This window comes from Burkholderia sp. Bp9012, assembly GCF_003853825.1.
Taxonomy (GTDB): domain Bacteria; phylum Pseudomonadota; class Gammaproteobacteria; order Burkholderiales; family Burkholderiaceae; genus Burkholderia; species Burkholderia diffusa.
In genome coordinates, this window is the sequence record NZ_QTQA01000013.1 from 92,645 (window position 1) to 115,554 (window position 22,910).

Below are 22,910 nucleotides of genomic sequence, written 5' to 3' on the forward strand. Positions count from 1 at the left end.
CAAGCGGGCATTGTAGCAGGCCAGTCAAGCTGCTCCGGCGACGGGGGACCTGCGCGGCCGCCGCCGGGGTTGCACGGGAAGACGGCCTACGCGGCCGCACGCTCCAGCGCGTCGATGAACATCGCGGCGACGTCGAAGCCCGTCTGCTCCATGATCTCGCGGAAGCACGTCGGGCTCGTCACGTTCACCTCGGTCAGCCAGTCGCCGATCGCGTCGAGCCCGACCAGCAGCAGCCCGCGCGACGCGAGCACCGGCCCGAGCGTCTCCGCGATCTCGCGATCGCGGGCAGTCAGCGGCTGTGCGACGCCGAGCCCGCCCGCGGCGAGATTGCCGCGCACTTCGCTGCCCTGCGGAATGCGCGCGAGCGAATACGGCACCGGCTCGCCCGCGATCAGCAGAATGCGTTTGTCGCCCGCCGTGATCTCGGGGATGAATTTCTGGATCATCAGCGAGCGCGTGCCGTCGTGGCCGAGCATCTCGATGATTGCGCCGAGATTCATCCCGTCGGCCTTCACGCGGAACACGCCCATCCCGCCCATGCCGTCGAGCGGCTTCACGATCACGTCGCCGTGCTCGGCATGGAACGCGCGCAATCGTGCGGCATCGCGCGTGACCAGCGTCGGCGCGACGAATTGCGGAAACTCGCCGATCGCCAGCTTCTCCGAATGGTCGCGGATCGACTGCGGCTTGTTGAACACGCGCGCGCCCGCGCGCTCGGCGAGTTCGAGCATCCACGTGGCCGTCACGTACTCCATGTCGAACGGCGGATCCTTGCGCATCAGCACCGCGCCGAACGACGTCAGCAGACGCGATTGATGCGCGGCCGCCTCGTACCACGGATGGCGATGCAGGTCGGCCGTGTCGCCGACGATCGTCACGCGCTGCACGTCCGCCTCGACGCCCGACCCCGTCCACGCAAGCTGGTGCGGCTCACACGTGTAGATCGCGTGCCCGCGCCGCGCGGCCTCCGCCATCATCGCGTAGGTCGAATCCTTGTAGATCTTGAAGCGCTCGAGCGGGTCGGCGATAAAGAGAATGTCCATGCGGGTCCTGTACGTAGCGAAGCCGTTACACCTGGATGGCTTCGGGATCGGTCTTTTCCAGTTCGATCGACGACGCGATCAGCGACAGCCGCGCGACGACGCCGTACATGTAGAAACGGTTCGGCGGCGCGGCGCCCGGCTTCGCGCCGGCATCCGGCAGCGCGGTGTGCTCGAAGCCGAGCGGCACGTAGTGCATGCCGGGCGCGTTCAGGTTCTGGTCGCGCTCGCGGCCGCCGTGCGTGCGGTAGAAACCGCCGACCACGTAGCGGTCGATCATGTACACGACCGGCTCCGCGACTTCGTCGCCGACGCGCTCGAACGTATAGACGCCTTCCTGCACGATCACGTCGCGCACCGCGACGCCGGCCTTCGACTCGGCCATCTGCGCGCGCTCGGCCTTCGACATGCGGCCGATCTCGGCCGCGTCGTGCACGGTCATCACGCCGCGCCCGGCGGTGCCCGCGTCGGCCTTCACGACGACGTACGGCTTTTCGCTGATCCCGTATTCGCGATACTTGCGCGCGATCTTCTTCAGCACGCCGTCGATCGCGTCGGCGAGCGCCTGCTCGCCTTCATGGCCCTGCCAGTCGACGCCTTCGACGTGTGCGAAATACGGATTCACCATCCACGGATCGACGCCGACCATCTTCGCGAACTTCTTCGCGACGTCGTCGTAGCACGAGAAGTGCGTCGACTTGCTGCGCACGGCCCAGCCCGCGTGCAGCGGCGGCAGGAGGTACTGCTCGTGCAGGTTTTCCAGCACGGCGGGAATGCCGGCCGACAGGTCGTTGTTCAGCAGGATCGAGCACGGATCGAAATTCTTCAGGCCGAGGCGGCGCTGCGAACGCTCGAGCGGTTCGAGCACGATCTTCTGGCCGTCGGCCAGCGTGATCGGTGTCATGTCGGTGATGCTCGGGTCGAGCGAGCCGAAGCGCACGTTCAGGCCGGCCTGGCGCATGATCGTCGCGAGCCGCGCGACGTTTTCCAGGTAGAACGCGTTGCGGGTCGGCAGCTCGGGAATCACGAGCAGGTTCTTCGCGTCCGGGCAGATCTTCTCGATCGCGGCCATCGCGGCCTGGACGGCGAGCGGCAGCACTTCGGACGGCAGATTATTGAACGCGCCGGGGAACAGGTTCGCGTCGACGGGCGCCAGCTTGAAACCGGCGTTGCGCAGGTCCACCGAACAATAGAACGGCGGGGTGTGTTCCTGCCATTCGAGCCTGAACCAGCGTTCGATCGCAGGCGTCGCGTCGAGGATCTTCTGCTCGAGCTCGAGCAGCGGACCGTTCAACGCGGTAACGAGGTGGGGAACCATGAATCACTCGCGAGCGGGAGAATGAAGATTGTAGAGCAATTGCCCTGTCCATTTGGGGATTGTTCCCGGCTTCGCAAGGGTTTGGAGGAAGTTTTCGGCTATTGACCCGATAGCGTGAAGGGTTATGCGCTACGGCAGCACGCGGCAGGAGAAAAAAAAGCCCGCCGTGCGGGCGGGCCGAAGTCGCTGCGCTCATTCGTGGCGGGTGCCGTCTGCGCGGCGGCCCGCCGTCATCCGTACGACTTATTCGACGTGCTCGCCGTGCAGGATCACGTCGAGGCCTTCGCGCTCTTCCTCTTCGGACACGCGCAAACCAATCGTCAGGTCGATCAGCTTGAGCAGCACGAAGCTCAGCACGCCGCTGTAGACCAGCGTGATCAGCACGCCCTTCGCCTGCAGCAGCAGGCTGCCGTCGGCGCCGCCGATGTCCTTGACCGCGAACACGCCCGTCAGCAGCGCGCCGAGAATCCCGCCCACGCCGTGCACGCCGAACGCATCGAGCGAATCGTCGTAGCCGAGCTTCGACTTGAGCCACGTCGCCGACCAGAAGCAGACCACGCCCGCCGCGATGCCGATCACGAGCGCACCCGCCACGCCGACGAAGCCGGCAGCCGGGGTGATCGCCACGAGACCCGCGACCGCGCCCGACACGATGCCGAGCACCGACGGCTTGCCCTTCGCGACCCACTCGGCAAACATCCAGCCGAGCGCCGCGCAGGCCGTCGCCACTTGCGTGGTCAGCATCGCGAAGCCGGCACGGCCGTCAGCCGCGACCGCCGAACCCGCGTTGAAACCGAACCAGCCGACCCACAGCATCGAGCCGCCGATCATCGTCAGCACGAGGTTGTGCGGCGCCATCGATTCGCGGCCGTAGCCGACGCGCTTGCCGAGCACGAGGCACGACATCAGGCCCGCGATACCGGCGTTGATGTGCACCACCGTGCCGCCCGCGAAGTCGAGCACGCCGTCGGCCGACAGCCAGCCGGTCGGCTCCCACACCATGTGCGCGATCGGCACATAGACGATCAGCGACCAGAGCGTCATGAACACGAGCATCGCCGAGAACTTCATCCGGTCGGCGAACGCGCCGCAGATCAGTGCCGGCGTGATGATCGCGAACGTCATCTGGTAGACGAAGTAGACCGATTCCGGAATCGTCGTCGCCAGGTGGCTGACGGTCAGCGTGGTCGCCTTGTCGCCCTTCACGTAGGTCATCCCGTGCAGGAACGCGCGCGACAGGCCGCCGATGAAGCCGTTGCCCGGCGTGAACGCGAGGCTGTAGCCGACCACCGTCCACAGCACCGTGATCAGCGCGGTGATCGCGAAGCTCTGCATCACGGTCGCGAGCACGTTCTTCTTGCGGACCATGCCCGCGTAGAACAGCGCGAGGCCGGGGACCGTCATGAACAGCACGAGCGCGGTGGACGTCAGCATCCACGCGGTGTCGCCCGAGTTGATCTTCGACGAATCGACGGAGAACGGCTCGGTCGGCGCGGCGGGTGCGGCCGGCGCGGACGCGGCGGCGGCAGCCGATGCGTCGGAGGCGGCGCCCGAAGCGGGTGCGGCGGCAGCGGCGGACGCGTCAGGCGCGGCGCTCGCCGTCGCGGCGGGTGCCGCGGCAGCCGATGCGTCGGAAGCCGTTGCGGCGGGCGCGGACGCAGCCGCGGCGGACGCCGCGTCGTCGGCGAGCGCGGGGCCGACACCGGCCGCGATCAGCGAGCCGGCCATCAGCAGGGACATCAGAAGTTTGCGCATCTTGGATTTCCTCTTGTCGCTTGTCTTTGTCTGTTACAGCGCGTCTGCGCCGGTCTCCCCGGTCCGGATCCGGATCACTTGCTCGATCGGCGTGACGAAGATCTTCCCGTCGCCGATCTTGCCGGTGCGGGCGGCCCGCTCGATCGCCTCGACCGCCTGGTCGACCAGATCGTCGGACACGGCCGCCTCGATCTTCATCTTCGGCAGGAAGTCGACCACGTATTCGGCGCCCCGGTACAGCTCCGTGTGCCCCTTCTGGCGCCCGAACCCTTTCACCTCCGTGACCGTGATGCCGGAGACGCCGAGCGCTGAGAGCGCTTCGCGCGTCTCATCGAGCTTGAACGGCTTGATGATTGCGGTAATGAGTTTCATGAAGTCCTCTCGCTGGGTGGTCCCGTCGAATTGGTTGGAATGGTGTAACGGTCTCTCCTCAGCAACTCGCATGCCATGTTCGTGCGAACACCGCCTCGAACGGCTCTTAAACAGGGTCGTATCCGATGCTGAAAGGTGCGAAAGCCCGGCCGAATGGCCAACATGGCCCGGTTCGCTGGCGCGCCGAAAGGATCGTTGCTAGAGTGCACGCACGTCCCGGCTTACCGGGCCATTCACCCATGCGGGCGCCATGCCCGGAAATCGCGCCACGGGCGCACCATTTCCGGTCATGCGTGCATCATGGGCACGTATGCAACTGAAGATGCACATTTTTTGTGCAAGGAAGGGAAATCTCATGAAGCAACCCAGCGATGTTTTCAACGACCTGCAGTCGCGCGTCAGCGACCTGCTAAAAAACTCGCCGGCCAAGGATGTCGAGCGCAACGTGAAGGCCATGTTGTCGCAAGGCTTCTCGAAGCTCGATCTCGTCACGCGCGAGGAGTTCGACACGCAGGCACATGTGCTCGCCCGCACTCGCGTGCGTCTCGAGGAACTCGAGAAGCGCGTCGCGGAACTCGAGCAGAAGCTCGCAGCGTCCCAGGCCTGACGCCCCCACCCGACCGACTGGTCCGGGCGCGGGCTGCCTCGCGCGGCCCGCGCCTGCCACCCGGAAATCAGCCAGTCGGCAAGCCGTTCCGTCGTTCTTCGCTGTTCCTCGCTCTTCGCAGTTCGTCGTTCCTCGTTCTTATCCGCGCCACGCCGGCAGCGCGCAACGATTCCTCCGATTCCCGCGGCATGCGGCCCTGAACGGCCGTCGCCCGTCCGATTCATCTACAGGAGCCTCGCCATGTCGCTCGCCGTGGTGCGCAGTCGCGCGCCGGCGGCCGGCCGCGCGCCGGACGTCACCGTCGAAGTTCATCTTGCCAACGGGTTGCCGTCGTTCTCGATCGTCGGCCTGCCTGATCTCGAAGTCCGCGAAAGCCGCGAGCGCGTGCGCGCCGCGCTGCAGAACTGCGGATTCGACTTCCCCGTCAGGCGTATCACCGTCAATCTCGCGCCGGCCGACTTGCCGAAGGAGTCGGGCCGCTTCGACCTGCCGATCGCGCTCGGCATCCTCGCCGCGAACGGCCAGCTCCCGGCCGACGCGCTGGCCGGCCGCGAATTCGCGGGCGAACTGTCGCTGACCGGCGCGCTGCGGCCGATGCGCGGCGCGTTCGCGATGGCGTGCGGCGCCGCGCGCGACTGGCGCGCGGGTCATGCCGAAGCGCAACTCGATTCCGGCGCCCGTTTCAGTTTCGATTCCAGCGGCCATGCCGGCGTCGATTGCGCCGCGATATCCGGCGAGACAGCCCCGTCGCGCCCGCCCGAGCTGTACCTGCCGCTCGACAGCGCGGCCGAGGCCGCGCTGGTGCCGGGCGTCACCGTGTTCGGCGCGCCCGACCTCCCCGCGCTGTGCGCGCACCTGGCCGGTGCGCCGGATGCCCGGCTCGCGCCGGTCGCGGCGCCCTGCCTCGATGGCGTGCCGGCGCCGGCCGCGCCCGATCTCGCGGACGTCGTCGGCCAACGCGGCGCCCGGCGCGCGCTCGAAGTCGCCGCCGCTGGCGGGCACCACATGCTGATGATCGGGCCGCCCGGCGCCGGCAAGTCGATGCTCGCCGCGCGGCTGCCCGGCCTCCTGCCGCCGCTGACCGACGACGAGGCGCTGACGTCGGCCGCGCTCCTTTCCGCGAGTCGCATCGGCTTCTCGCCCCCGCAATGGCGGCGGCGCCCGTTCCGCTCGCCGCACCATTCCTCGAGCGCCGCCGCGCTGGTCGGCGGCCGCAACCCGCCTCAGCCGGGCGAGATCACGCTCGCGCACCTCGGCGTGCTGTTTCTCGACGAGCTGCCCGAATTCGACCGGCATGTGCTGGAAATGCTGCGCGAACCGCTGGAAGCGGGCCGCATCACGATCTCGCGGGCGGCCCAGCAGGCCGACTTCCCCGCCGCATGCCAGCTGATCGCCGCGATGAATCCGTGCCCGTGCGGGTGGCACGGCGATCCGTCCGGGCGCTGCCGCTGCACGCCGGATGTCGCCACGCGCTACCTGCGCAAGCTGTCGGGCCCGTTGCTCGACCGGATCGACATCCAGATCGACCTGCCAGCGCTGTCGCCGGCCGAACTCGCGTCGCGCGCGACGGCACCGGGCGAGCCGAGCGCGGCGGTCGCCGCGCGGGTCGCCCAGGCGCGTGCGTTGCAGCTCGAGCGGCAGGGCAAGACCAATCACATGCTGAGCGGCCGCGAGACCGACGACCTGTGCCGGCCGACCGACGACGGCGAGCGGCTGCTGCGCGAGGCCGGCGAGCGCTTCGGCTGGTCGGCGCGCGCGTATTTCCGCGTGCTGAAGGTCGCACGCACGATCGCCGACCTGGCCGGCGACCCGTTGCCGACGGCCGCGCAGATCGCCGAAGCGATCCGCTACCGGCGTGCGCTCACCGCGCTGTGAGCGCCTTCGGAGGACAAAATACGGCTGTCAAGACTTGACTTATGCACAATTTCACGAACCCGGCCCCAGATCACCCTGCACGGCCGCCCTTTCATCGAGAAATTCATATCCCGTTGTTTTTATTGATTTTTCCCAAGGAGAGCGTGAGCTGTCAAATGCGCCGGAGGGCCGTCCGGCGCGGCTTTGCGGGAGATCCGGTCAACTTTTCAACAAAGTTATCCACATGCGCTGTGGATAGCCGAAAAATCCCCGCAAAATCCGGCGATTAGCGTCGAAAGCTGCGAATGAACTTTCAATTGCCACGGGAGTCGGAGGCGCCCTCGCCGGCCGCTGTCAGTCGAGTTTGAACGAGCCGAAAAACTGGTCGAGCTGTTCCTGCGCGAGCGGCCGGTCGGCGATCGCGACGGCCTGGTACGCGTGCCGGCCCCGCGCCACGAGCCGCGCCACGATTGTCTTGTGGGAATGGTCGCCGCCGCTGGCCGCGCCCGCGACGCGCAGTTCGAGCCCGTTCACCGCACCGCCGGCCGCGAGCGGCACCGGCACCGAGGCCGTCTCTGGCACGCCTTCGAGATTGCGCGACAACCCGGCCCGCAGGAACTCGAGCGCCGCGCGGCGCGTATCGTCGCGATCGTCGGGCAGCGTCAGCGTGCCGACCGCGAACACCGCGCCGTCGACATGCGCGGCCTGCATCCGCATCGGCATCGACGCACCGCCGACGGCCACCGGCTGATCCTCGACGGTCGGCTTCGCCGGCAGGTCGATCGTGTAGCCGGCGTCGTTGTGCAGCGTACGCCAGTCATATGACGGCGAGCACGCGGCCAGCGCCGCGCTCACGCACGCGAGCGCGGCGAAGTGTCGCAGGGGGCGAAAAAGGGGGCGCAACGAATGGAGAACTTCCTTCGGCATGGCAGTGATGGGGACAGGCAAAACGCCATTATCCGCCGAAGCCGACGCCCGGTATGCGTGGCGGCCGCCGGTGCATGCGCCGCATTCGCGCTAAAATGAGCGCCGAATTTCGACGTCCTTTGCATCGATCCGCGTCATCGACCGACTCCGAGAGCACCGCAGATGAACACCACGCCTCCCGCCCAGCGCCGCACCGGCCCCGCCCGCTATATCGTCGCGGCCGTCGTCGTCGCGGCCATCGCCATTGCCGGCTTCTTCGCGTTCAACGGCAAGTCCACCGTGCCGGACGCCACGTTCACGCTGCTGTCGGGCCAGAAGGTGTCGACGGCCGGCGACCTGAAAGGCAAGGTCTACCTCGTGAATTTCTGGGCGACGAGCTGCGCGACCTGCATGCAGGAAATGCCGCAGATGGTCGATACCTACAATCGCTTCAAGGGCCAGGGGCTGGAATTCGTCGCGGTCGCGATGAACTACGATCCGCCGATGTACGTCGCGAACTACGCGCAGACGCGCCAGCTGCCGTTCAAGGTCGCGCTCGACGACGGCAGCGTCGCGAAGCAGTTCGGCAACGTGCAGCTCACGCCAACGACCTTCGTCGTCGACAAGGACGGCAAGATCCTGAAGCGCTACGTCGGCGCCCCGCAATTCGCGGAACTCGACGCGCTGCTCAAGAAGGCGCTCGACGGCAACGCGGCCTGAGCGCCGCACGACAGGACTCGCGGGGGCGTCCACTGCGCCCTGCTCCGCACCACGGACCGCCCGACCGGCCAGCCCGGTTCCGCGGTCCGTCTCTTTTTCAGCGCTCGGTTTCGCCTTTCGCCGACAGCCCGTAGCGCTTCATCTTCTCGTACAGCGTCGCCTTGCCGACATGCAGCCGGTCGGCCGTCGCCGCGACCGCGCCGCCCGTCTGGTTCAGCGCCTCGGCGATCACCGCGCGCTCGAACTGCTCGATGCGCTCCTTCAGCGTCTGGTCGCTCTGCGCATCGTCGTCGCCCGCGCCGGCTTCCTGCGGCATGTCGGCGACGCCGAGCACGAAGCGGTCGGCCGCGTTGCGCAGCTCGCGTACGTTGCCCGGCCAGTCGCGCTGCATCAGGCTCGCGCGCTGCCGGTCGGTCAGCACGGGGGCCGGCCGCCCGTAGCGCACGGCCGCGTCGAGCATGAAGTGCTCGAACAGCGGCACGATGTCCTCGCGGCGCTCGGCGAGCGGCGGCAGCGCGATCGTCACGACGTTGAGCCGGTACAGCAGGTCGCGCCGGAACGTGCCCGCCGCGACGAGCTCGCTCATGTCGCCTTTCGCGGCCGCGACGACGCGGCAGTTCACGCGGATCGGCTGGTTCGAGCCGAGCCGCTCCAGCACGCCGTCCTGCAGCACGCGCAAGAGCTTCACCTGCAGCGCGAGCGGCATGCTTTCGATTTCGTCGAGGAACAGCGTGCCGCCGGATGCGTATTCGAGCTTGCCGACGCGGCGTTTCGCGGCGCCGGTGAACGCGCCGGGCTCGTAGCCGAACATCTCCGACTCGAACATCGGCTCGGGCAGCGCGCCGCAGTTCACCGCGATGAACGGCTTGTCGCGACGCGGCGACAGCTCGTGCAGGCTGCGCGCGATCAGCTCCTTGCCGGCGCCCGTGTCGCCGTTGATCAACACCGATGCGTCGGTCGGCGCGACGTTCGCGATCAGCTTGCGCACTTGTTCGATCGCCGGGCTGCGGCCGATGATGCGCGGCGCGACGATGTTCTGCCCGGCCAGCTCGCGCCGCAGCGCATGGTTCTCGAGCACGAGCTCGCGCCGCTCGAGCGCACGGCGCACGGTCTCGATCAGCCGCTCGGCCGCGAACGGCTTCTCGATGAAGTCGTACGCGCCGTCGCGCATCGCCTGCACGGCCATCGAGATGTCACCGTGGCCTGTGACGAGGATCACCGGCACGTCGGGCACGCGCTCGCGGCACTGCGCGAGCAGGTCGAGCCCGCTCGCGCCGGGCAGCCGGATGTCGCTGACGATCGCGCCGGCGGTTTCCGCGACGATCGCCTTGTCGGCCGCCTCGGCCGATTCGAACCCGACGACGTCGAACCCCGCGAGCTGGAGGCTCTGCACGCTCGCCCGGCGAACGAGCGCATCGTCTTCGATATAGATCACTTGCAGCCGGTTGGCCATCTTGGTCACTTGCTCCTGACAGGCCGCGCGGCGCAGGTGCGCGCGGCTCTCGTTGATGCCGGTCGTGCGGCGAACGGGTTTGCGGCGAGTCCTAGTGCGAGCCCGCCGGCTCGGACACCGAGTCCGGATGATGCGTGCGCGCGCGCCGCAGCGTCAAGACGAACTGCGCGCCGCCGGACGGTGCATTGCGCGCGGTCAGTGCGCCGCCCGCGTCGCTCGCGATCGACGACGAGATCGCCAGGCCCAGCCCGAGCCCGCGCCCCATTTCCTTGGTCGTGAAGAACGGCTCGAACAAGCGTGGCAGCAAGTCGGGCGCGATGCCGGAGCCGTTGTCGCGCACCTCGATCGCGAGCGTCGCGACCGACACCGCGATCGTCACTTCGATTGCCGGTGCCGCGACGCCCGCGACCGCGTCGAGCGCGTTGCCGAGCAGGTTGATCAGCACCTGTTCGAGACGCAAGTCCTCGCAGCGGGCGACGAGTTCCGGATAGTCGCACGCGAGGTCGAGCGGCGCATCCTGCGCGGGCGATACGGTCGCATCCTGCAGCGTCAGCGTGAGCGCGACGCCGCGCAGCCGGTCGCCGAGCAGCGACAGCACGCTGCGCAGCGCGCGCACGACGAGCGCCCGTTCGTTGCGCGGCTTCGCGCGGCCGACGAACAGCTTCAGCTGGTTGGTGATCTTGCCCATCCGCTCGGTCAGCGCGGCGATCGCCTCGAGGTTTTCGCGCGCGGCCGCCTGCTCGCCTCGATCGAGCAGCACGCGCGTATTGTCCGAGAAGCTGCGCAGCGCCGCGAGCGGCTGGTTCAGTTCATGCGTGATGCCGGCCGCCATCTGGCCGAGCGCGGCGAGCTTGCTCGCCTGGATCAATTCGTCGTGCGCGGCGCGCAATTCCTGTTCCGCGCGGATCCGGTCGCCGACTTCCTTCTGCAATTGCTCGTTCGCCTCCGACAGGTCGGCCGTGCGCTCCTCGACGCGCCGGTTCAGCTCTGCATACGCCTGCTGCAGCAGTGCGCGGCCACGGATCATCTCGCGCACGCGTGCGCGGCGCATGCGCCAGTAGAACGCGAGCAAGGCGACCGACACGAAGCCGAAGCCGGTGACGATCGTCGCGTTGCGCGCGTCGGCGTCGATGGGCGCGATCGGCGCGAGCGTCACCAGCAGCCAGTCGGGTTCGCCGATCCGCCGCTTGCTGGCGAGGAAGCGCGGCGCGCGCAGGCCGGGACCGAGACGCACGATCTCCGCGTCGGCGTCGAGCACCTGCTCGACGCGCAGCGGCAGCGGCGTGACGGGTTGCTGCGCGTACTGGCGCGTCTCGTAGATCGACGCGGCGACGGGCCCCGTCAACGGATGCAGCGTGTGGTATTTCCAGGCGGGCACGGACGACAGGAACACGACGCCGTGATCGTCCGCGACGACGAGCGGCTCGGACGCGTCGGCGCCCTGGAACCATTCGAGATTGAGCTTCACGACGACGACGCCCGCGATCCTGCCGTCGCGCCACACCGGCTGCGAGATGTAGTAGCCGGGATCGCGCGAGATCGTGCCGATCCCGAAGAAGCGGCCGACCTGGCCGCCCATCGCATCGATGAAATACGGACGAAACTGGTATCCGGTCCCGACGAAGCTGTCGGGCGCGCGCCAGTTGCTGGCGGCGACGCACAGGCCGTCCGCGCCGATCACGTAGGTGACGGTCGCGTGCGCGTGTTCGTTGAGGTCTTCGAGATAGCGGTTCGCGCGCGCGGTGAAATCGGCGCGCTTCGGCTCGGCGAGCAGGTCCAGGACGTACGGGTGGCTGCCGAGCAGATAAGGCAGCGACTCGTAACGGTCGAGCGTGCTCTTGAGCGCGTTGGTGGTGCGGTCGACCCGCACCGCGGCGTTGCGCTGCAGCTCGGCGACGCCGCGCCGCCACGTGATGGTCCACGTCAGCACGCACGCCGCCGCGAGCGCGGCGGCAAGCATGACGAGGATGAGCAGGCGGCGCTTCACGGACGTGACTTCCTGGCGATGCGGATCGCCTATTGTGTCATAGGGCTCCATATCGCCGCCCGGGCCGCCCGGGCCGCCGCGCGGCGCACCGCCCGCGGGCGGTGCCGCCGCCTGCTCCTTCATGACGTCAGACGCCGGCCGTCTCGGTCGTCGTGACCTCGCCGCCGCCCTTCAGCGCCTGGCGCAGCTTGTTGCGGTCGAGCTCCTTTTCCCAGGCCGACACGACGACCGTCGCCACGCCGTTGCCGACGATGTTGGTCAGCGCGCGGCATTCGCTCATGAAGCGATCGATGCCGAGGATCAGCACCATGCCCGACAGCGGGATCGTCGGCACGACGGCGAGCGTCGCGGCGAGCGTGATGAAGCCCGCGCCCGTGACACCGCTCGCGCCCTTCGACGTCAGCATCGCGACCGCGAGCAGCGTGAGCTGCTGCATCCACGTCAGCTCGATGTTGGTCGCCTGCGCGATAAACAGCACGGCCATCGTCATGTAGATGTTGGTGCCGTCGAGGTTGAACGAGTAGCCGGTCGGCACGACGAGGCCAACCACCGAGCGCGAGCAGCCGGCCTTCTCCAGCTTTTCCATCAGCTGCGGCAGCGCGGCTTCCGACGAGCTCGTGCCGAGCACGATCAGCAGCTCTTCCTTGATGTACGACACGAAGCGGATGATCGAGAAGCCCGTGGCGCGTGCGATCGCGCCGAGCACGACCAGCACGAACACGACCGAGGTCAGGTAGAACGTGCCGATCAGCTTGAGCAGCGGCACCAGCGAGCCGACGCCGTACTTGCCGATCGTGAACGCCATCGCACCGAACGCGCCGATCGGCGCCAGCTTCGTGACGATGTGCACGATGCCGAACAGCACGCGCGTGAGGCCGTCGATGAAGTCGGTCACGACCTTGCCGCGCTCGCCGAGGTGCGCGAGCACGCTGCCGAACAGCAGCGCGATCAGCAGGATCTGCAGGATTTCGCCCTGCGCGAACGCATCGACCATCGTGTTCGGGATGATGTGCATCAGGAAGTCGACCGTCGACTGCCCGTGCGCCTTCGCCGCGTACGACGCGACTTCCTTGCCGTTCAGCGTCGCCGGATCGATGTTGAAGCCGACGCCCGGACGCAGGATGTGCGTGGCCGCGAGGCCGAGCAGCAGCGCGAAAGTCGACACGATCTCGAAGTACAGCAGCGCCTTGCCGCCGACGCGGCCGACCTTCTTCATGTCCTCCATGCCGGCGATGCCGGTGACGACCGTACAGAAGATGATCGGTCCGATCACCATCTTGATCAGCTTGATGAAGCCGTCGCCGAGCGGTTTCATGTCGGTGGCGAGCGCCGGGTAGAAGTGGCCGAGGATCACGCCGACGATGATGGCGAAGATCACCTGCACGTAGAGCACTTTGTAGAAGGGTTTCTTCTTCACGATGGTTCCTGCTGAAGTAGATGAGCCGGTGGAAACGGCGTCACGCGCGCGGACGAATGTCAGGGGAAGAGCCATTCGCCCGCGCGGCTGCCGTGCCGCAACAAGCGATGCCTCAGGACGTCCGGAGGGAGTGGAAGGCAGTGGTCATCGATTGTCTCCTTGGTTTAATAGTCGGCCGGGGGGGATGGCCGTGCTTTTCATATTGCAAGGTCGATGCCAGGTGTCCGGAACCCCTCAAGCCGTTGTTTTCATTGTATTTCTCATAATGCGGCAGGCAAGTAAATCCGGGATTCCGGATTTCCGGAAAACATCCGTCCGGCGATCCGGACGGATGGGGCGTTTCATCGGACGAATCAGTGCTGCACGGCTTCACCGGCCAGCACGCCCGTCTGCGCGTAGAACTCCTGCCGCGCGAAGGCCTCGCGCTCGCGCCGCGCGCGCTCGCCGCGGTCCGCGAGCGAGCCGACGATGATCCCGACGAACGCGAGCGGCACCGACACGAGCGCCGGGTTGTCGAGGAACACCGGCGCATGCGCGTGGTGCAGCACGTCGACCCACACCGACTTCGACAGCACCGTGAGCGCCACTGCCGACGCGAGGCCCAGGCTGCCGCCGAGCACCGCGCCGCGCGTCGTCATCCCGCGCCAGAAGATCGACATCGCGAGCACCGGGAAATTGGCGCTGGCGGCCACCGCGGCGACGAGGCCGACCATGAACGCGACGTTCACGTGCTCGAAGAGGATCGACAGCGCGATCGCGACCGCGGACAGCCCGATCGTCGCCGCGCGCGAGATGCGCATTTCCAGCCGCTCGTCGGGCTTGCCGCGCGCCCACATCTGCGCGTACAGGTCATGCGAGATCGTGGTCGCGCCGGCGAGCGTCAGCCCGGCGACCACCGCGAGGATCGTCGCGAACGTGACGGCCGCGATGAAGCCGTAGAACCAGTTGCCGCCGACCGCCTGCGCGAGCTTCACCGCGACCATGTTGGAGCCGCCGAGCAGGTCGTGCGTCAGGTTGAAGGTGCCGTTCGCGCCGAGCTTGAAGAACTCGGGATGCTGCGCGAGCAGCACGATCGCCGAGAAGCCGATCACGAACGTGAGCAGGTAGAAGTAGCCGATGAAGCCGGTCGCGTAGAGCACCGACTTGCGCGCCTCCTTCGCGTTCGGCACCGTGAAGAAGCGCATCAGGATGTGCGGGAAGCCGGCCGTGCCGAACATCAGCGCGATGCCGAGCGACAGCGCATTGGCCGGATCGCGGATCAGCTTGCCGGGCCCCATGATGCCGAGCGCGCCCGGATGCACGGCCACCGCGCGGCGGAACATCTCGTCGATGCTGAAGCCGAATTCGGCGAGCGCGAGCAATACGAGCAGCGTCGCACCGCACAGCAGCAGCACGGCCTTGATCACCTGCACCCAGGTGGTCGCGGTCATCCCGCCGAAGAACACATAGACCACCATCAACACGCCGACGATCAGCTCGGCCGTGCCGTACGACAGCCCGAACAGCAACTGGATCAGCTTGCCCGCGCCGACCATCTGCACGACCAGGTACAGCACGACGATCGTCAGTGCGTTCGCGGACGTCAGTAGCCGGATCGGCCGCTGCGCGAAGCGGTACGCGACGACGTCGACGAACGTGAACTTGCCGAGGTTGCGCAGCGGCTCGGCGATCAGGAACATCACGAACGGCCAGCCGACCAGGAAGCCGATCGAGTAGATCAGTCCGTCGAAGCCGAACATGAACACCATCCCCGACAGCCCGAGGAACGACGCGGCCGACATGTAGTCGCCCGCGATCGCGAGCCCGTTCTGCAGCCCGGTGATGCCGCCGCCGGCCGTGTAGAAGTCGCGCGTCGAGCGCGTGCGGCGCGCGGCCCAGCGCGTGAGCGCGAGCGTCGCGAACACGAACGCGAAGAACATCGCGATCGCGACCGGGTTCAGCTCGACCTTGTCGGGCATCGGCCCCGCGACGGCGCTCGCGTGCACGGTGCAGGGGGAGAAAACGAGAACGGCCAGCGCGCCGAGCGCGCTCGAGATGCGTCGCATGTCGGCCTCCGTCACGAACGTTGCAGGATCGCGTCGACGCGGCGGTCGAACGCACGGTTCGCGCGCAGCACGTAGCACGCGGTCAGGCCGATCGCGACCAGGATGATCGCGACGCCCGCGACGATCCCGACCGTGGTCGTCGCGCCGCGGTACAGCGGCGCGGCCAGCACGTGCGGCGCGAGCGCGACGAGCAGGATGAAGCCGTAGTAGGTGGCGATCATCAGCGCCGTCAGCGTGAAGCTGAAGCGGCGTCGCGCACGCACGAGCTGCTGGTAGTCACGGCGCGCCGTGACCGATTCGATGAAGGAATGCTGCATGGTGTCTCCAATGTCCCCTCGTCGTTCGCGAGGCGTGTCTTATGGATGGTCGGCGCGCGTCGACTGCTCCGCCCGCGCCGCGGCGGCAATACATGAAACGCGCTACACGACGCGATCCGCACGCAGCCGCGCCAGGTCGTCCGGCGACAGCCCGAGCCAGCTGCCGAGCACGTCGTCCGTATCGGCGCCGAGCACGGGCGGCGCACCGCGCACCGGCAGGCGCGCGCCGTCGAAGCGATACGGCGGCGCGAGCACGTCGACGCCGCCCGCGACCGGATGCGGCTGCCGCGTGACGAGCCCCGCGCGGGTCGCGCGCTCCGACGTCAGCGCGTCGTGCAGCCCGAGCACCTCGCCGCACGGAATGCCCGCATCGGCGAGTGCCGCGAGCAGCATCGCGCGCGGCCGCCGCGCGAGCTCGCCGCGAATCTCCGGCAGCAGCGCGGCGCGGTTCTCCGAGCGGCCGAGGTTGGTCCTGTAGCGGTCGTCCGCGGCGAGGTCGGGCCGCTCGATCGCGTCGCAAAAACGCGCGAACTGCGTGTTGTTGCCGACCGTGATCACGAGCGGACCGTCGGCCGCGTCGAACACGCCGTACGGCACGATCGACGGATGCGCGTTGCCGTAGCGCGGCGGATCCTCGCCCATCAGCAGCGCATCGAGTCCGTAGTACGCGGTGATCATCAGCCCGCAGTCGAACAGCGCCATCTCGATGCGCCGCCCGCGCCCCGTCGCATGGCGCTCGTACAGCGCGGCGAGGATCGCCTGCGCCGAATACATGCCGGTGAACAGGTCGACCGCCGCGACGCCGAATTTCAGCGGCGGCTGGCCGGCCTCGCCGTTCAGCGCCATCAGCCCCGCCTCGCCCTGCACGACGAGGTCGTAGCCGGGCCGCGCGGCCTCCGGGCCCGAGCGGTCGTAGCCGGAAATCGCGCAATGCACGAGCCGCGGATTCAATTCGGCCAGCGCGTCGTAGCCGAGGCCGAGCTTCTCCGCGCCGCCGAACTTGAAGTTGTGGATCAGCACGTCGGCCTGCGCGGCCAGCTCGCGCGCGATGCGCTGCCCTTCTTCGGTCTGCAGGTCGACGCAGATCGACCGCTTGCTCCGGTTCACGCTGTTGAAGTAGGTCGTCTCGGTCTCGCCGATCCGCAGCCCCCAGTCGCGCGTGTCGTCGCCGCGCACCGGATGCTCGACCTTGATCACGTCCGCGCCGAAATCGGCGAGCACCATCGCGCTCCACGGGCCCGCGAGCACGCGCGAGAAATCGAGCACCTTCACGCCGGCCAGCGGCAATGCGCGCGGGTCGTTCGTCATCCTTGTCTCCTCCATTCGCGTCGTATGCCTTTACTGTTTCGACAGCGCGATGTAGCGCGCGAGATGGTGATCCTCGTCGCCGAGCTGGTGATCGATCATCACGAGCCGCTTCGCGTAATGCGACAGCGGCAGCTCCCACGTCATCCCGATCCCGCCGTGCAGCTGAATGCTTTCCTCGGCGACCAGCGTGCCGATCCGGCCGATGCTGTATTTCGCCGCCGCGAGCGCGCGCTCGCGCACCACGCGCGGCGCATCCAGCTGCGCGGCCGCATTGATCACCGCCGAGCGCGCCTGCTCGACTTCGAGCAGCAGATCGGCCATCCGGTGCTGCAGCGCCTGGAAGCTGCCGATCGGCAGCCCGAACTGCTTGCGCGTGCGCAGGTAGTCGAGCGTCGCGTCCTTCGCGACGTCCATCGCGCCGAGCGCCTCCGCCGACAGCGCGAGCAGCCCGTAGCCGAGCACGCGTTCGAGTAGTGCCGCGCCCGTTTCGCCGTCGAGCGCATCCGGCGCGCCGAGCGCGGCATCGGCCGGCAGCGCGACACGCTCGAAGCGCACTTCGGCCGCGCGGCCGCCGTCGATCTTCCGGTAGTCGCGCAGCGACACGCCCGGCGCGTCGGCCGGCACGACGAACAGGCCGATGCCCGCCGCGTCGTCGTCGCGTCCCGACACGCGCGCGCTGACGACGAAGAACGCCGCCTGCGCGGCCTGGTCGACGACGCCCTTCGCGCCCGTCAGCACCCAGCCGTCGCCGGCACGATCGGCGCGCGTGCGCACGGTCGTCAGTTCGTAGTGCGAGCCCGGCTCGTCGTGCGCGAACGCGGCGCTCGCGCGGCCGTCGATCAGCGCGGCAAGCCGTTCACGATGCGCGTGGCCGCCGGCGAGCGACAACGCGCGGCCCGCGAGCAGCGCGCCGAGGAACGGCTCGACGACGAGCCCGCGCCCGAGGCATTCGAACACCACGGCGATGTCGAAGCCCGCGCCGCCAAAGCCGCCGTCGGCTTCGGGAAACAGCGCGCCGACCGCGCCGAGTTCGGCGAAGCGCTGCCACATCGCGCGATCGAATCCGTCGGTCGACTGCGCGATGCGGTCGCGCACCGGGAACGCATACTGTTCGGCGATGAAGCGGTTCAACGTGTCCGCCAGCATCCGGCGGTCTTCTGTGTGCTGGAAATCCATCGTCGCGTCCCTCGTTACAGCCCGAGCATCATCTTCGCGATGATGTTCTTCTGGATCTCGTTCGAGCCGCCGAAGATCGACAGCTTGCGGTTGTTGAAGTACTGCTGCGCGGCGCTCGCGGCGCCGTCCGGGCCGACCGGCTCGCCGTCGTGATCGGCGTCGAGCGCCTCCTCGACGAACGGCTGCGCGTATGGCCCCATCGCGCGGCGCATCAGCGACGTGATCTCCTGGCGGATCTGCGTGCCGCGGATCTTCAGCATCGAGCTTTCCGCGCCCGGCACGCCGCCGCCCGCGACCGCGGCCAGCACGCGCAGGTTGGTCGTGCGCATGTTCTCGAGCTCGATCTCGACGCGCGCGACGCGCGCCGCGAAGAACGGATCGTCCGCGAGCGGCCGGCCGTTCTTCGTGACCTTCGCGGCGACCGCGCGCAGGCGGTCGAGCGCGGCCGTCGAGAAGCCGATTCCGGCGATGTTGGTGCGCTCGTACGTGAGCAGGTATTTCGCGTAGGTCCAGCCGCGGTTCTCTTCGCCGACGAGGTTCTCCACAGGCACGCGCACGTCGGTGAAGAACACTTCGTTCACCTCGTGCTCGCCGTCGAGCGTGATGATCGGGCGCACTTCGACACCCGGCGTGTTCATGTCGATCAGCAGGAAGCTGATGCCCTCCTGCTTGCGCACGTCGGTCGCGGTGCGCACGAGGCAGAAGATCATGTTCGCGTAGTGGCCGAGCGTGGTCCACGTCTTCTGGCCGTTCACGACGTAGTGGTTGCCGTCGCGCACCGCGCTCGTCTTCACCGACGCGAGATCGGAACCGGCGCCCGGCTCCGAATAGCCCTGGCACCACCAGTCGGTGCCGTCGAGAATGCGCGGCAGCCAGTGGCGCTTCTGCGCTTCGTCGCCGTACTTGATCAGCACGGGCCCGAGCATGTTGACGCCGAACGGGACGATGCGAGGCGCGCCGGCGAGCGCGCATTCGTTGTCGAACAGAAATTTCTGCGCGACGCTCCAGCCGGGGCCGCCGTACTCGCGCGGCCAGTGGCTCGCGAGCCAGCCGCGGGCATTCAGGATTGCGTGCCATTCGCGCATGTCGTCGCGCGTCAGATGCAGGCCGCCCTTCACCTTGCGCGCGGTGCGCGCGGGCAGTTCGGCGGCGAGAAAGCGCTGCACTTCGGTGCGGAACGCTTCCTCTTCGGGAGTGAAATTGAGGTCCATCGTGAGTCCGTTGCGAATGCGGTGGGCGTTCAGTCGATACGGTTCAGGCTCGCGAAATCCGCGCCGCGCTCGACCAGCTCGACGATCAACGGCGAAGGCTTCCAGAACAGCGGATCCTCCTTCGCGAACGCGCGGATGTCGGCGAGCACGTTCGCGAGGCCGACCGTGTCCGCGTAGTGCATCGGGCCGCCGCGATAGCGCGGGAAGCCGTAGCCGTACAGGAACACGGCGTCGACGTCGAGCGGGCGCAGCGCGATCTTCTCGTGCACGACGTTCGCACCTTCGTTGATCATCGCGGCGAGGTAGCGGCGCATGATCTCGTCGTCGGTGAACGTGCGCGGCGCGATGCCCTTCTTCGCGCGCTCGTCGGCGACGATCGCCTCGACTTCCGGGTCCGGCGTGCCGACGCGCGCGCCGTCCGGATACAGGTAGTAGCCGCGCGCGGTCTTCTGCCCGAACCAGCCGCACTCGCACAGCCGGTCGGAAATCTCCACGTAGCGCGCGCGCGGGTCGCGCGTCGCCGCGCGGCGCTTGCGGGTCGCCCAGCCGATGTCGCCGCCCGCGAGGTCGACGACCTGGAACGGCCCCATCGGGAAGCCGAATTCACGCACCGCGCGATCGATCTGATACGGCGACGCGCCATCTTCCATCAGATAATCGGCCGCCGTGCGATAGACCGCGAGGATCCGGTTGCCGATGAAGCCGTCGCACACGCCGGCGCGCACCGGCGTCTTCTTCAGCTGTTTGGCCAGTGCGAACGCGGTCGCGACGACATCCGCACTCACGCGCGCCGGCACGACGATCTCGAGCAGCTTCATCACGTTGGCCGGCGAGAAGAAATGCAGGCCGATCACGTCGGACGGGCGGTCGATGCTGGCGGCCAGCTCGTCGATGTCGAGATACGACGTGTTGGTCGCGAGCACCGCGCCCGGCTTGCACACGCGCGAAAGTTCCGCGAACACCGCCTTCTTCACGTCCATGTCCTCGAACACGGCTTCGATGACCACGTCGGCCTGCGCGAGCGCGTCATACGACGTGCTGCCCTTGAAGCGCGCGAGCCGCGCCGCGTGCGCGGCCGGCGTCATCCGCCCCTTCGCGACGAGGCCGTCGTACACCTTCTCGACATGCGCGCGGCCGCGCGCGAGCGACGCTTCGTCGCGCTCGATCATCGTCACGGGCAGCCCGGCATCGAGCGCCGCGACCGCGATGCCCGCGCCCATCGTGCCGCCACCGACCACGCCGATCCGCTCGACCGCACGCGCGCTCGCGCGGCGCGCCTCGGGTGCCTTGGCCGCCTCGCGTTCCGCGAAGAATGCATGCACGAGGCCCGCGCGCTGCGGGCTGTCGACGCATTGCAGGAACAGGCCGCGTTCGAGCTTCATCCCCGCGTCGAACGACAGCGTGAGCGCGGCCTCGACCGCATCGACGATCTTCGCCGGCGAGAACAGGCCGCGCGACTTCTTCGGCAGGTCGGCGCGCGCCGCGTCGATCGCGGCCTGCGCGGCCGCGCGATCGGCAAGCCCCTGCGCATCGCGCGTGCGCCGCGCCGGCGCGCCGAGCGACACGAGCTCCTGCGCATAGGCGAGACCTTCGGCGAGCGTGTCGTCGCTGTGCGCGACGCGATCGACGAGGCCGAGCGCGAGCGCTTCGTCGGCGCTTGCGTGACGCCCCGTCAGCATCAGGTCGAGCGCGGCCTTCGCGCCGATCAGGCGCGGCGTGCGCTGCGTGCCGCCCGCGCCGGGCAGCAGGCCGAGCGTGACTTCGGGAAGGCCGAGCTTCGCGCCGGGCACCGCCAGCCGGTAATGCGCGGCGAGCGCGACCTCGAGGCCGCCGCCGAGCGTCGCGCCGTGCAGCGCCACCACGACCGGCTTCGCGCTCGACTCGATCCGCTCGCACACGTCCGGCAGCGACGGCGGCACCGGCGGCTTGCCGAACTCGCGGATGTCGGCGCCCGCGATGAAGTTGCGGCCGGCGCCGACGATCAGCACCGCACGGATCGCGTCGTCGGCCTGCGCGGCGTCGAGCGCGTCGGCGAGACCGCGCCGCACGTCGGCGGACAGCGCGTTGACGGGCGGATGGTCGATCGTGACGACGAGCACCTTGTCGCGCCGTTCGCGCGTGACGGTGCCGGCTCGGGATGGTTCGGTGGAAGCGGGTGAATTCATCGTGTCTCCAGTGCGGTGCGCCGCGCGGGCGGAACCGGTCGTCGGGCCGGCGAGCGGTGCCGGCTCCCGAGCCGGGTGCCGCGCGGCGGCAAACGATCCGGCGTGTTTGCCGGGCATGACTCGATTCTCGATTGATCGAGATTTATTGACAATTCCCGCGCGCCTTTACAAGCTGTCAAGTCTGACTTGACATTGAATGTTTTCGGACCGTTAAACGGGCCGGATCGGGAGACACCGGGCATGGACCTGAACGCGCTGACGCTGCTCGTCGAGATCCTCGACGCGGGCAATCTGAGCAAGGCCGCGCAGCGGCTCAAGATGAGCCGCGCGAACGTCAGCTACCGGCTGAACCAGCTCGAACGCTCGATCGGCCAGCAGCTCGTGCGTCGCACGACGCGCCGCATCGAGCCGACCGAGATCGGGCTGAAGCTGTACGAGCACGGCCGGCGCATCCGCAACGAACTGCTCGCCGCGCAGGAATCGGTGACGACGCTCGGCCAGGACCTGCAGGGCCGCGTGCGGCTGTCGGTGCCGAGCGGCTACGGGCAGATGGTGATGTCGGAGTGGTTGCTCGCGTTCAAGCGCCTGCATCCGGGCATCGTGCTCGACGTGGTGTTCGAGAATCGCGTGGAGGACCTGATGCGCGACGAAGTCGACATCGCGATCCGCGTGATGTCCGAGCCGCCTCAGAACCTCGTCGCGCGCGACATGGGCGCGGTGCGCTACGTCGCGTGCGCGTCGCCCGCGTTCGCGGCCGCGCACGGGATGCCCGCGAGCCTCGAGGCGCTGGCCGCCGCGCCGGTCGTCACCGCGACGGTGCTGGGGCGGCAGCTGCGGATCGCCGCGTATCTCGGCGACGAGCGCCACGAGGTGCTGCTCGAACCCACACTGATTTCGGAGAACTTCCTGTTCCTGCGCCAGGCGATCCTCGCCGGGATCGGCGTCGGCATCGTGCCCGACTACGTGATGCAGGACGACATGCGGCGCGGCATCGTCGTCACGTCGCTCGACGCGTACCGGCTCAGCATCTTCGGCACGCACATGTACATGCTCTACATGCCGAACCGGCACCACACGCGCGCGACCGCGACGTTCATAGAGTTCATCCTCGAACAGGCCGGAAAGACCGGCCGGGGCGGGCCGGACGGGATGCGTCAGGGTTTCCTGTCGGGTGACAACCCGCCGGCCGCGCGGCGACAATAGCGCGCCGCCCGTGCGGAGCGCGTGCCGCGCACACGCCGCCTCCTTCGAATTCACTG

General features: G+C 68.4%; 18 protein-coding genes. 4 read left to right on the top strand and 14 right to left on the bottom strand.

Features of this window, described 5'->3' with window-relative positions; all coding sequences use genetic code 11:
• Positions 1 to 86: 86 nt before the first annotated feature.
• From gshB to DIE11_RS19210, 4 genes are all read right to left on the bottom strand, one after another.
• Positions 87 to 1,043 (bottom strand): glutathione synthase, encoded by a 957-nt coding sequence (gshB, locus tag DIE11_RS19195; RefSeq protein ID WP_059599855.1) that lies wholly within the window; start codon positions 1,041 to 1,043, stop codon positions 87 to 89.
• A 25-nt stretch (positions 1,044 to 1,068) separates the two neighbouring features.
• Positions 1,069 to 2,358 carry a glutamate--cysteine ligase gene (gshA, locus tag DIE11_RS19200; protein WP_124626354.1) on the bottom strand — a complete coding sequence of 430 codons (1,290 nt, stop codon included), beginning with the start codon at positions 2,356 to 2,358 and terminating at the stop codon, positions 1,069 to 1,071.
• A 243-nt stretch (positions 2,359 to 2,601) separates the two neighbouring features.
• Positions 2,602 to 4,113, bottom strand: coding sequence for an ammonium transporter (locus DIE11_RS19205; protein WP_124626356.1), 1,512 nt, complete (start codon positions 4,111 to 4,113; stop codon positions 2,602 to 2,604).
• A gap of 33 nt (positions 4,114 to 4,146) precedes the next feature.
• On the bottom strand, positions 4,147 to 4,485 hold the full coding sequence (locus DIE11_RS19210) for a P-II family nitrogen regulator (RefSeq protein ID WP_006398175.1): 339 nt from the start codon (positions 4,483 to 4,485) through the stop codon (positions 4,147 to 4,149).
• Between the two features lie 355 nt (positions 4,486 to 4,840).
• Between DIE11_RS19210 and DIE11_RS19215 the strand changes: the two genes are divergently transcribed.
• Both DIE11_RS19215 and DIE11_RS19220 read left to right on the top strand, forming a co-directional pair.
• The gene (locus DIE11_RS19215; protein WP_059526259.1) at positions 4,841 to 5,092 is read left to right on the top strand and encodes an accessory factor UbiK family protein; all 252 of its coding nucleotides are present in this window, start codon (positions 4,841 to 4,843) and stop codon (positions 5,090 to 5,092) included.
• A 240-nt stretch (positions 5,093 to 5,332) separates the two neighbouring features.
• Positions 5,333 to 6,967 (top strand): YifB family Mg chelatase-like AAA ATPase, encoded by a 1,635-nt coding sequence (locus tag DIE11_RS19220; protein ID WP_124626358.1) that lies wholly within the window; start codon positions 5,333 to 5,335, stop codon positions 6,965 to 6,967.
• Positions 6,968 to 7,300: 333 nt separating this feature from the next.
• Here DIE11_RS19220 and DIE11_RS19230 read toward each other — a convergent pair whose 3' ends face one another.
• Positions 7,301 to 7,873, bottom strand: coding sequence for a hypothetical protein (locus DIE11_RS19230; protein WP_124626362.1), 573 nt, complete (start codon positions 7,871 to 7,873; stop codon positions 7,301 to 7,303).
• Between the two features lie 162 nt (positions 7,874 to 8,035).
• Here DIE11_RS19230 and DIE11_RS19235 point away from each other — a divergent pair, with 162 nt between their 5' ends.
• Positions 8,036 to 8,572, top strand: coding sequence for a peroxiredoxin (locus DIE11_RS19235; protein WP_059599849.1), 537 nt, complete (start codon positions 8,036 to 8,038; stop codon positions 8,570 to 8,572).
• A 97-nt stretch (positions 8,573 to 8,669) separates the two neighbouring features.
• On the opposite strand, the gene DIE11_RS19240 is transcribed toward DIE11_RS19235, so the two are convergent.
• The 9 genes from DIE11_RS19240 to DIE11_RS19280 form a co-directional block, all read right to left on the bottom strand.
• Positions 8,670 to 10,025: a sigma-54 dependent transcriptional regulator gene (locus DIE11_RS19240; protein ID WP_059599848.1), complete on the bottom strand. Its 1,356-nt coding sequence runs from the start codon at positions 10,023 to 10,025 to the stop codon at positions 8,670 to 8,672.
• Positions 10,026 to 10,116: 91 nt separating this feature from the next.
• Positions 10,117 to 12,135, bottom strand: coding sequence for an ATP-binding protein (locus tag DIE11_RS19245; protein WP_124626364.1), 2,019 nt, complete (start codon positions 12,133 to 12,135; stop codon positions 10,117 to 10,119).
• Between the two features lie 4 nt (positions 12,136 to 12,139).
• Positions 12,140 to 13,429, bottom strand: a complete 1,290-nt coding sequence (locus DIE11_RS19250) for a dicarboxylate/amino acid:cation symporter (RefSeq protein ID WP_124626366.1) — start codon at positions 13,427 to 13,429, stop codon at positions 12,140 to 12,142.
• A gap of 353 nt (positions 13,430 to 13,782) precedes the next feature.
• Positions 13,783 to 15,474, bottom strand: a complete 1,692-nt coding sequence (locus tag DIE11_RS19255; protein WP_124626368.1) for a cation acetate symporter — start codon at positions 15,472 to 15,474, stop codon at positions 13,783 to 13,785.
• Positions 15,475 to 15,485: 11 nt separating this feature from the next.
• The gene (locus DIE11_RS19260; RefSeq protein WP_059599844.1) at positions 15,486 to 15,791 is read right to left on the bottom strand and encodes a DUF485 domain-containing protein; all 306 of its coding nucleotides are present in this window, start codon (positions 15,789 to 15,791) and stop codon (positions 15,486 to 15,488) included.
• A gap of 102 nt (positions 15,792 to 15,893) precedes the next feature.
• On the bottom strand, positions 15,894 to 17,099 hold the full coding sequence (locus DIE11_RS19265; RefSeq protein WP_124626370.1) for a CaiB/BaiF CoA-transferase family protein: 1,206 nt from the start codon (positions 17,097 to 17,099) through the stop codon (positions 15,894 to 15,896).
• Positions 17,100 to 17,129: 30 nt separating this feature from the next.
• Entirely contained in the window at positions 17,130 to 18,275 is a 1,146-nt protein-coding gene (locus tag DIE11_RS19270) for an acyl-CoA dehydrogenase family protein (RefSeq protein ID WP_124626372.1), read from the bottom strand.
• A 14-nt stretch (positions 18,276 to 18,289) separates the two neighbouring features.
• Positions 18,290 to 19,486: an acyl-CoA dehydrogenase family protein gene (locus DIE11_RS19275; protein WP_124626374.1), complete on the bottom strand. Its 1,197-nt coding sequence runs from the start codon at positions 19,484 to 19,486 to the stop codon at positions 18,290 to 18,292.
• 29 nt (positions 19,487 to 19,515) lie between these two features.
• The gene (locus DIE11_RS19280) at positions 19,516 to 21,651 is read right to left on the bottom strand and encodes a 3-hydroxyacyl-CoA dehydrogenase NAD-binding domain-containing protein (RefSeq protein WP_124626376.1); all 2,136 of its coding nucleotides are present in this window, start codon (positions 21,649 to 21,651) and stop codon (positions 19,516 to 19,518) included.
• A 240-nt stretch (positions 21,652 to 21,891) separates the two neighbouring features.
• Between DIE11_RS19280 and DIE11_RS19285 the strand changes: the two genes are divergently transcribed.
• On the top strand, positions 21,892 to 22,854 hold the full coding sequence (locus DIE11_RS19285) for a LysR family transcriptional regulator (RefSeq protein WP_124626378.1): 963 nt from the start codon (positions 21,892 to 21,894) through the stop codon (positions 22,852 to 22,854).
• The last annotated feature ends 56 nt before the right edge of the window (positions 22,855 to 22,910 follow it).

What these genes read in the sequence shown, in the direction of transcription:
- DIE11_RS19220 (WP_124626358.1), top strand. Translation starts at nt 5,333, where the DNA reads ATGTCGCTCGCCGTGGTGCGCAGTCGCGCGCCGGCGGCCGGCCGCGCG.
- DIE11_RS19275 (WP_124626374.1), bottom strand. Translation starts at nt 19,486, where the DNA reads ATGGACCTCAATTTCACTCCCGAAGAGGAAGCGTTCCGCACCGAAGTG.
- DIE11_RS19245 (WP_124626364.1), bottom strand. Translation starts at nt 12,135, where the DNA reads ATGAAGGAGCAGGCGGCGGCACCGCCCGCGGGCGGTGCGCCGCGCGGC.
- DIE11_RS19260 (WP_059599844.1), bottom strand. Translation starts at nt 15,791, where the DNA reads ATGCAGCATTCCTTCATCGAATCGGTCACGGCGCGCCGTGACTACCAG.
- gshB (WP_059599855.1), bottom strand. Translation starts at nt 1,043, where the DNA reads ATGGACATTCTCTTTATCGCCGACCCGCTCGAGCGCTTCAAGATCTAC.
- DIE11_RS19270 (WP_124626372.1), bottom strand. Translation starts at nt 18,275, where the DNA reads ATGGATTTCCAGCACACAGAAGACCGCCGGATGCTGGCGGACACGTTG.
- DIE11_RS19265 (WP_124626370.1), bottom strand. Translation starts at nt 17,099, where the DNA reads ATGACGAACGACCCGCGCGCATTGCCGCTGGCCGGCGTGAAGGTGCTC.
- DIE11_RS19280 (WP_124626376.1), bottom strand. Translation starts at nt 21,651, where the DNA reads ATGAATTCACCCGCTTCCACCGAACCATCCCGAGCCGGCACCGTCACG.
- DIE11_RS19255 (WP_124626368.1), bottom strand. Translation starts at nt 15,474, where the DNA reads ATGCGACGCATCTCGAGCGCGCTCGGCGCGCTGGCCGTTCTCGTTTTC.
- gshA (WP_124626354.1), bottom strand. Translation starts at nt 2,358, where the DNA reads ATGGTTCCCCACCTCGTTACCGCGTTGAACGGTCCGCTGCTCGAGCTC.
- DIE11_RS19215 (WP_059526259.1), top strand. Translation starts at nt 4,841, where the DNA reads ATGAAGCAACCCAGCGATGTTTTCAACGACCTGCAGTCGCGCGTCAGC.
- DIE11_RS19235 (WP_059599849.1), top strand. Translation starts at nt 8,036, where the DNA reads ATGAACACCACGCCTCCCGCCCAGCGCCGCACCGGCCCCGCCCGCTAT.
- DIE11_RS19285 (WP_124626378.1), top strand. Translation starts at nt 21,892, where the DNA reads ATGGACCTGAACGCGCTGACGCTGCTCGTCGAGATCCTCGACGCGGGC.
- DIE11_RS19210 (WP_006398175.1), bottom strand. Translation starts at nt 4,485, where the DNA reads ATGAAACTCATTACCGCAATCATCAAGCCGTTCAAGCTCGATGAGACG.
- DIE11_RS19205 (WP_124626356.1), bottom strand. Translation starts at nt 4,113, where the DNA reads ATGCGCAAACTTCTGATGTCCCTGCTGATGGCCGGCTCGCTGATCGCG.
- DIE11_RS19240 (WP_059599848.1), bottom strand. Translation starts at nt 10,025, where the DNA reads ATGGCCAACCGGCTGCAAGTGATCTATATCGAAGACGATGCGCTCGTT.
- DIE11_RS19230 (WP_124626362.1), bottom strand. Translation starts at nt 7,873, where the DNA reads ATGCCGAAGGAAGTTCTCCATTCGTTGCGCCCCCTTTTTCGCCCCCTG.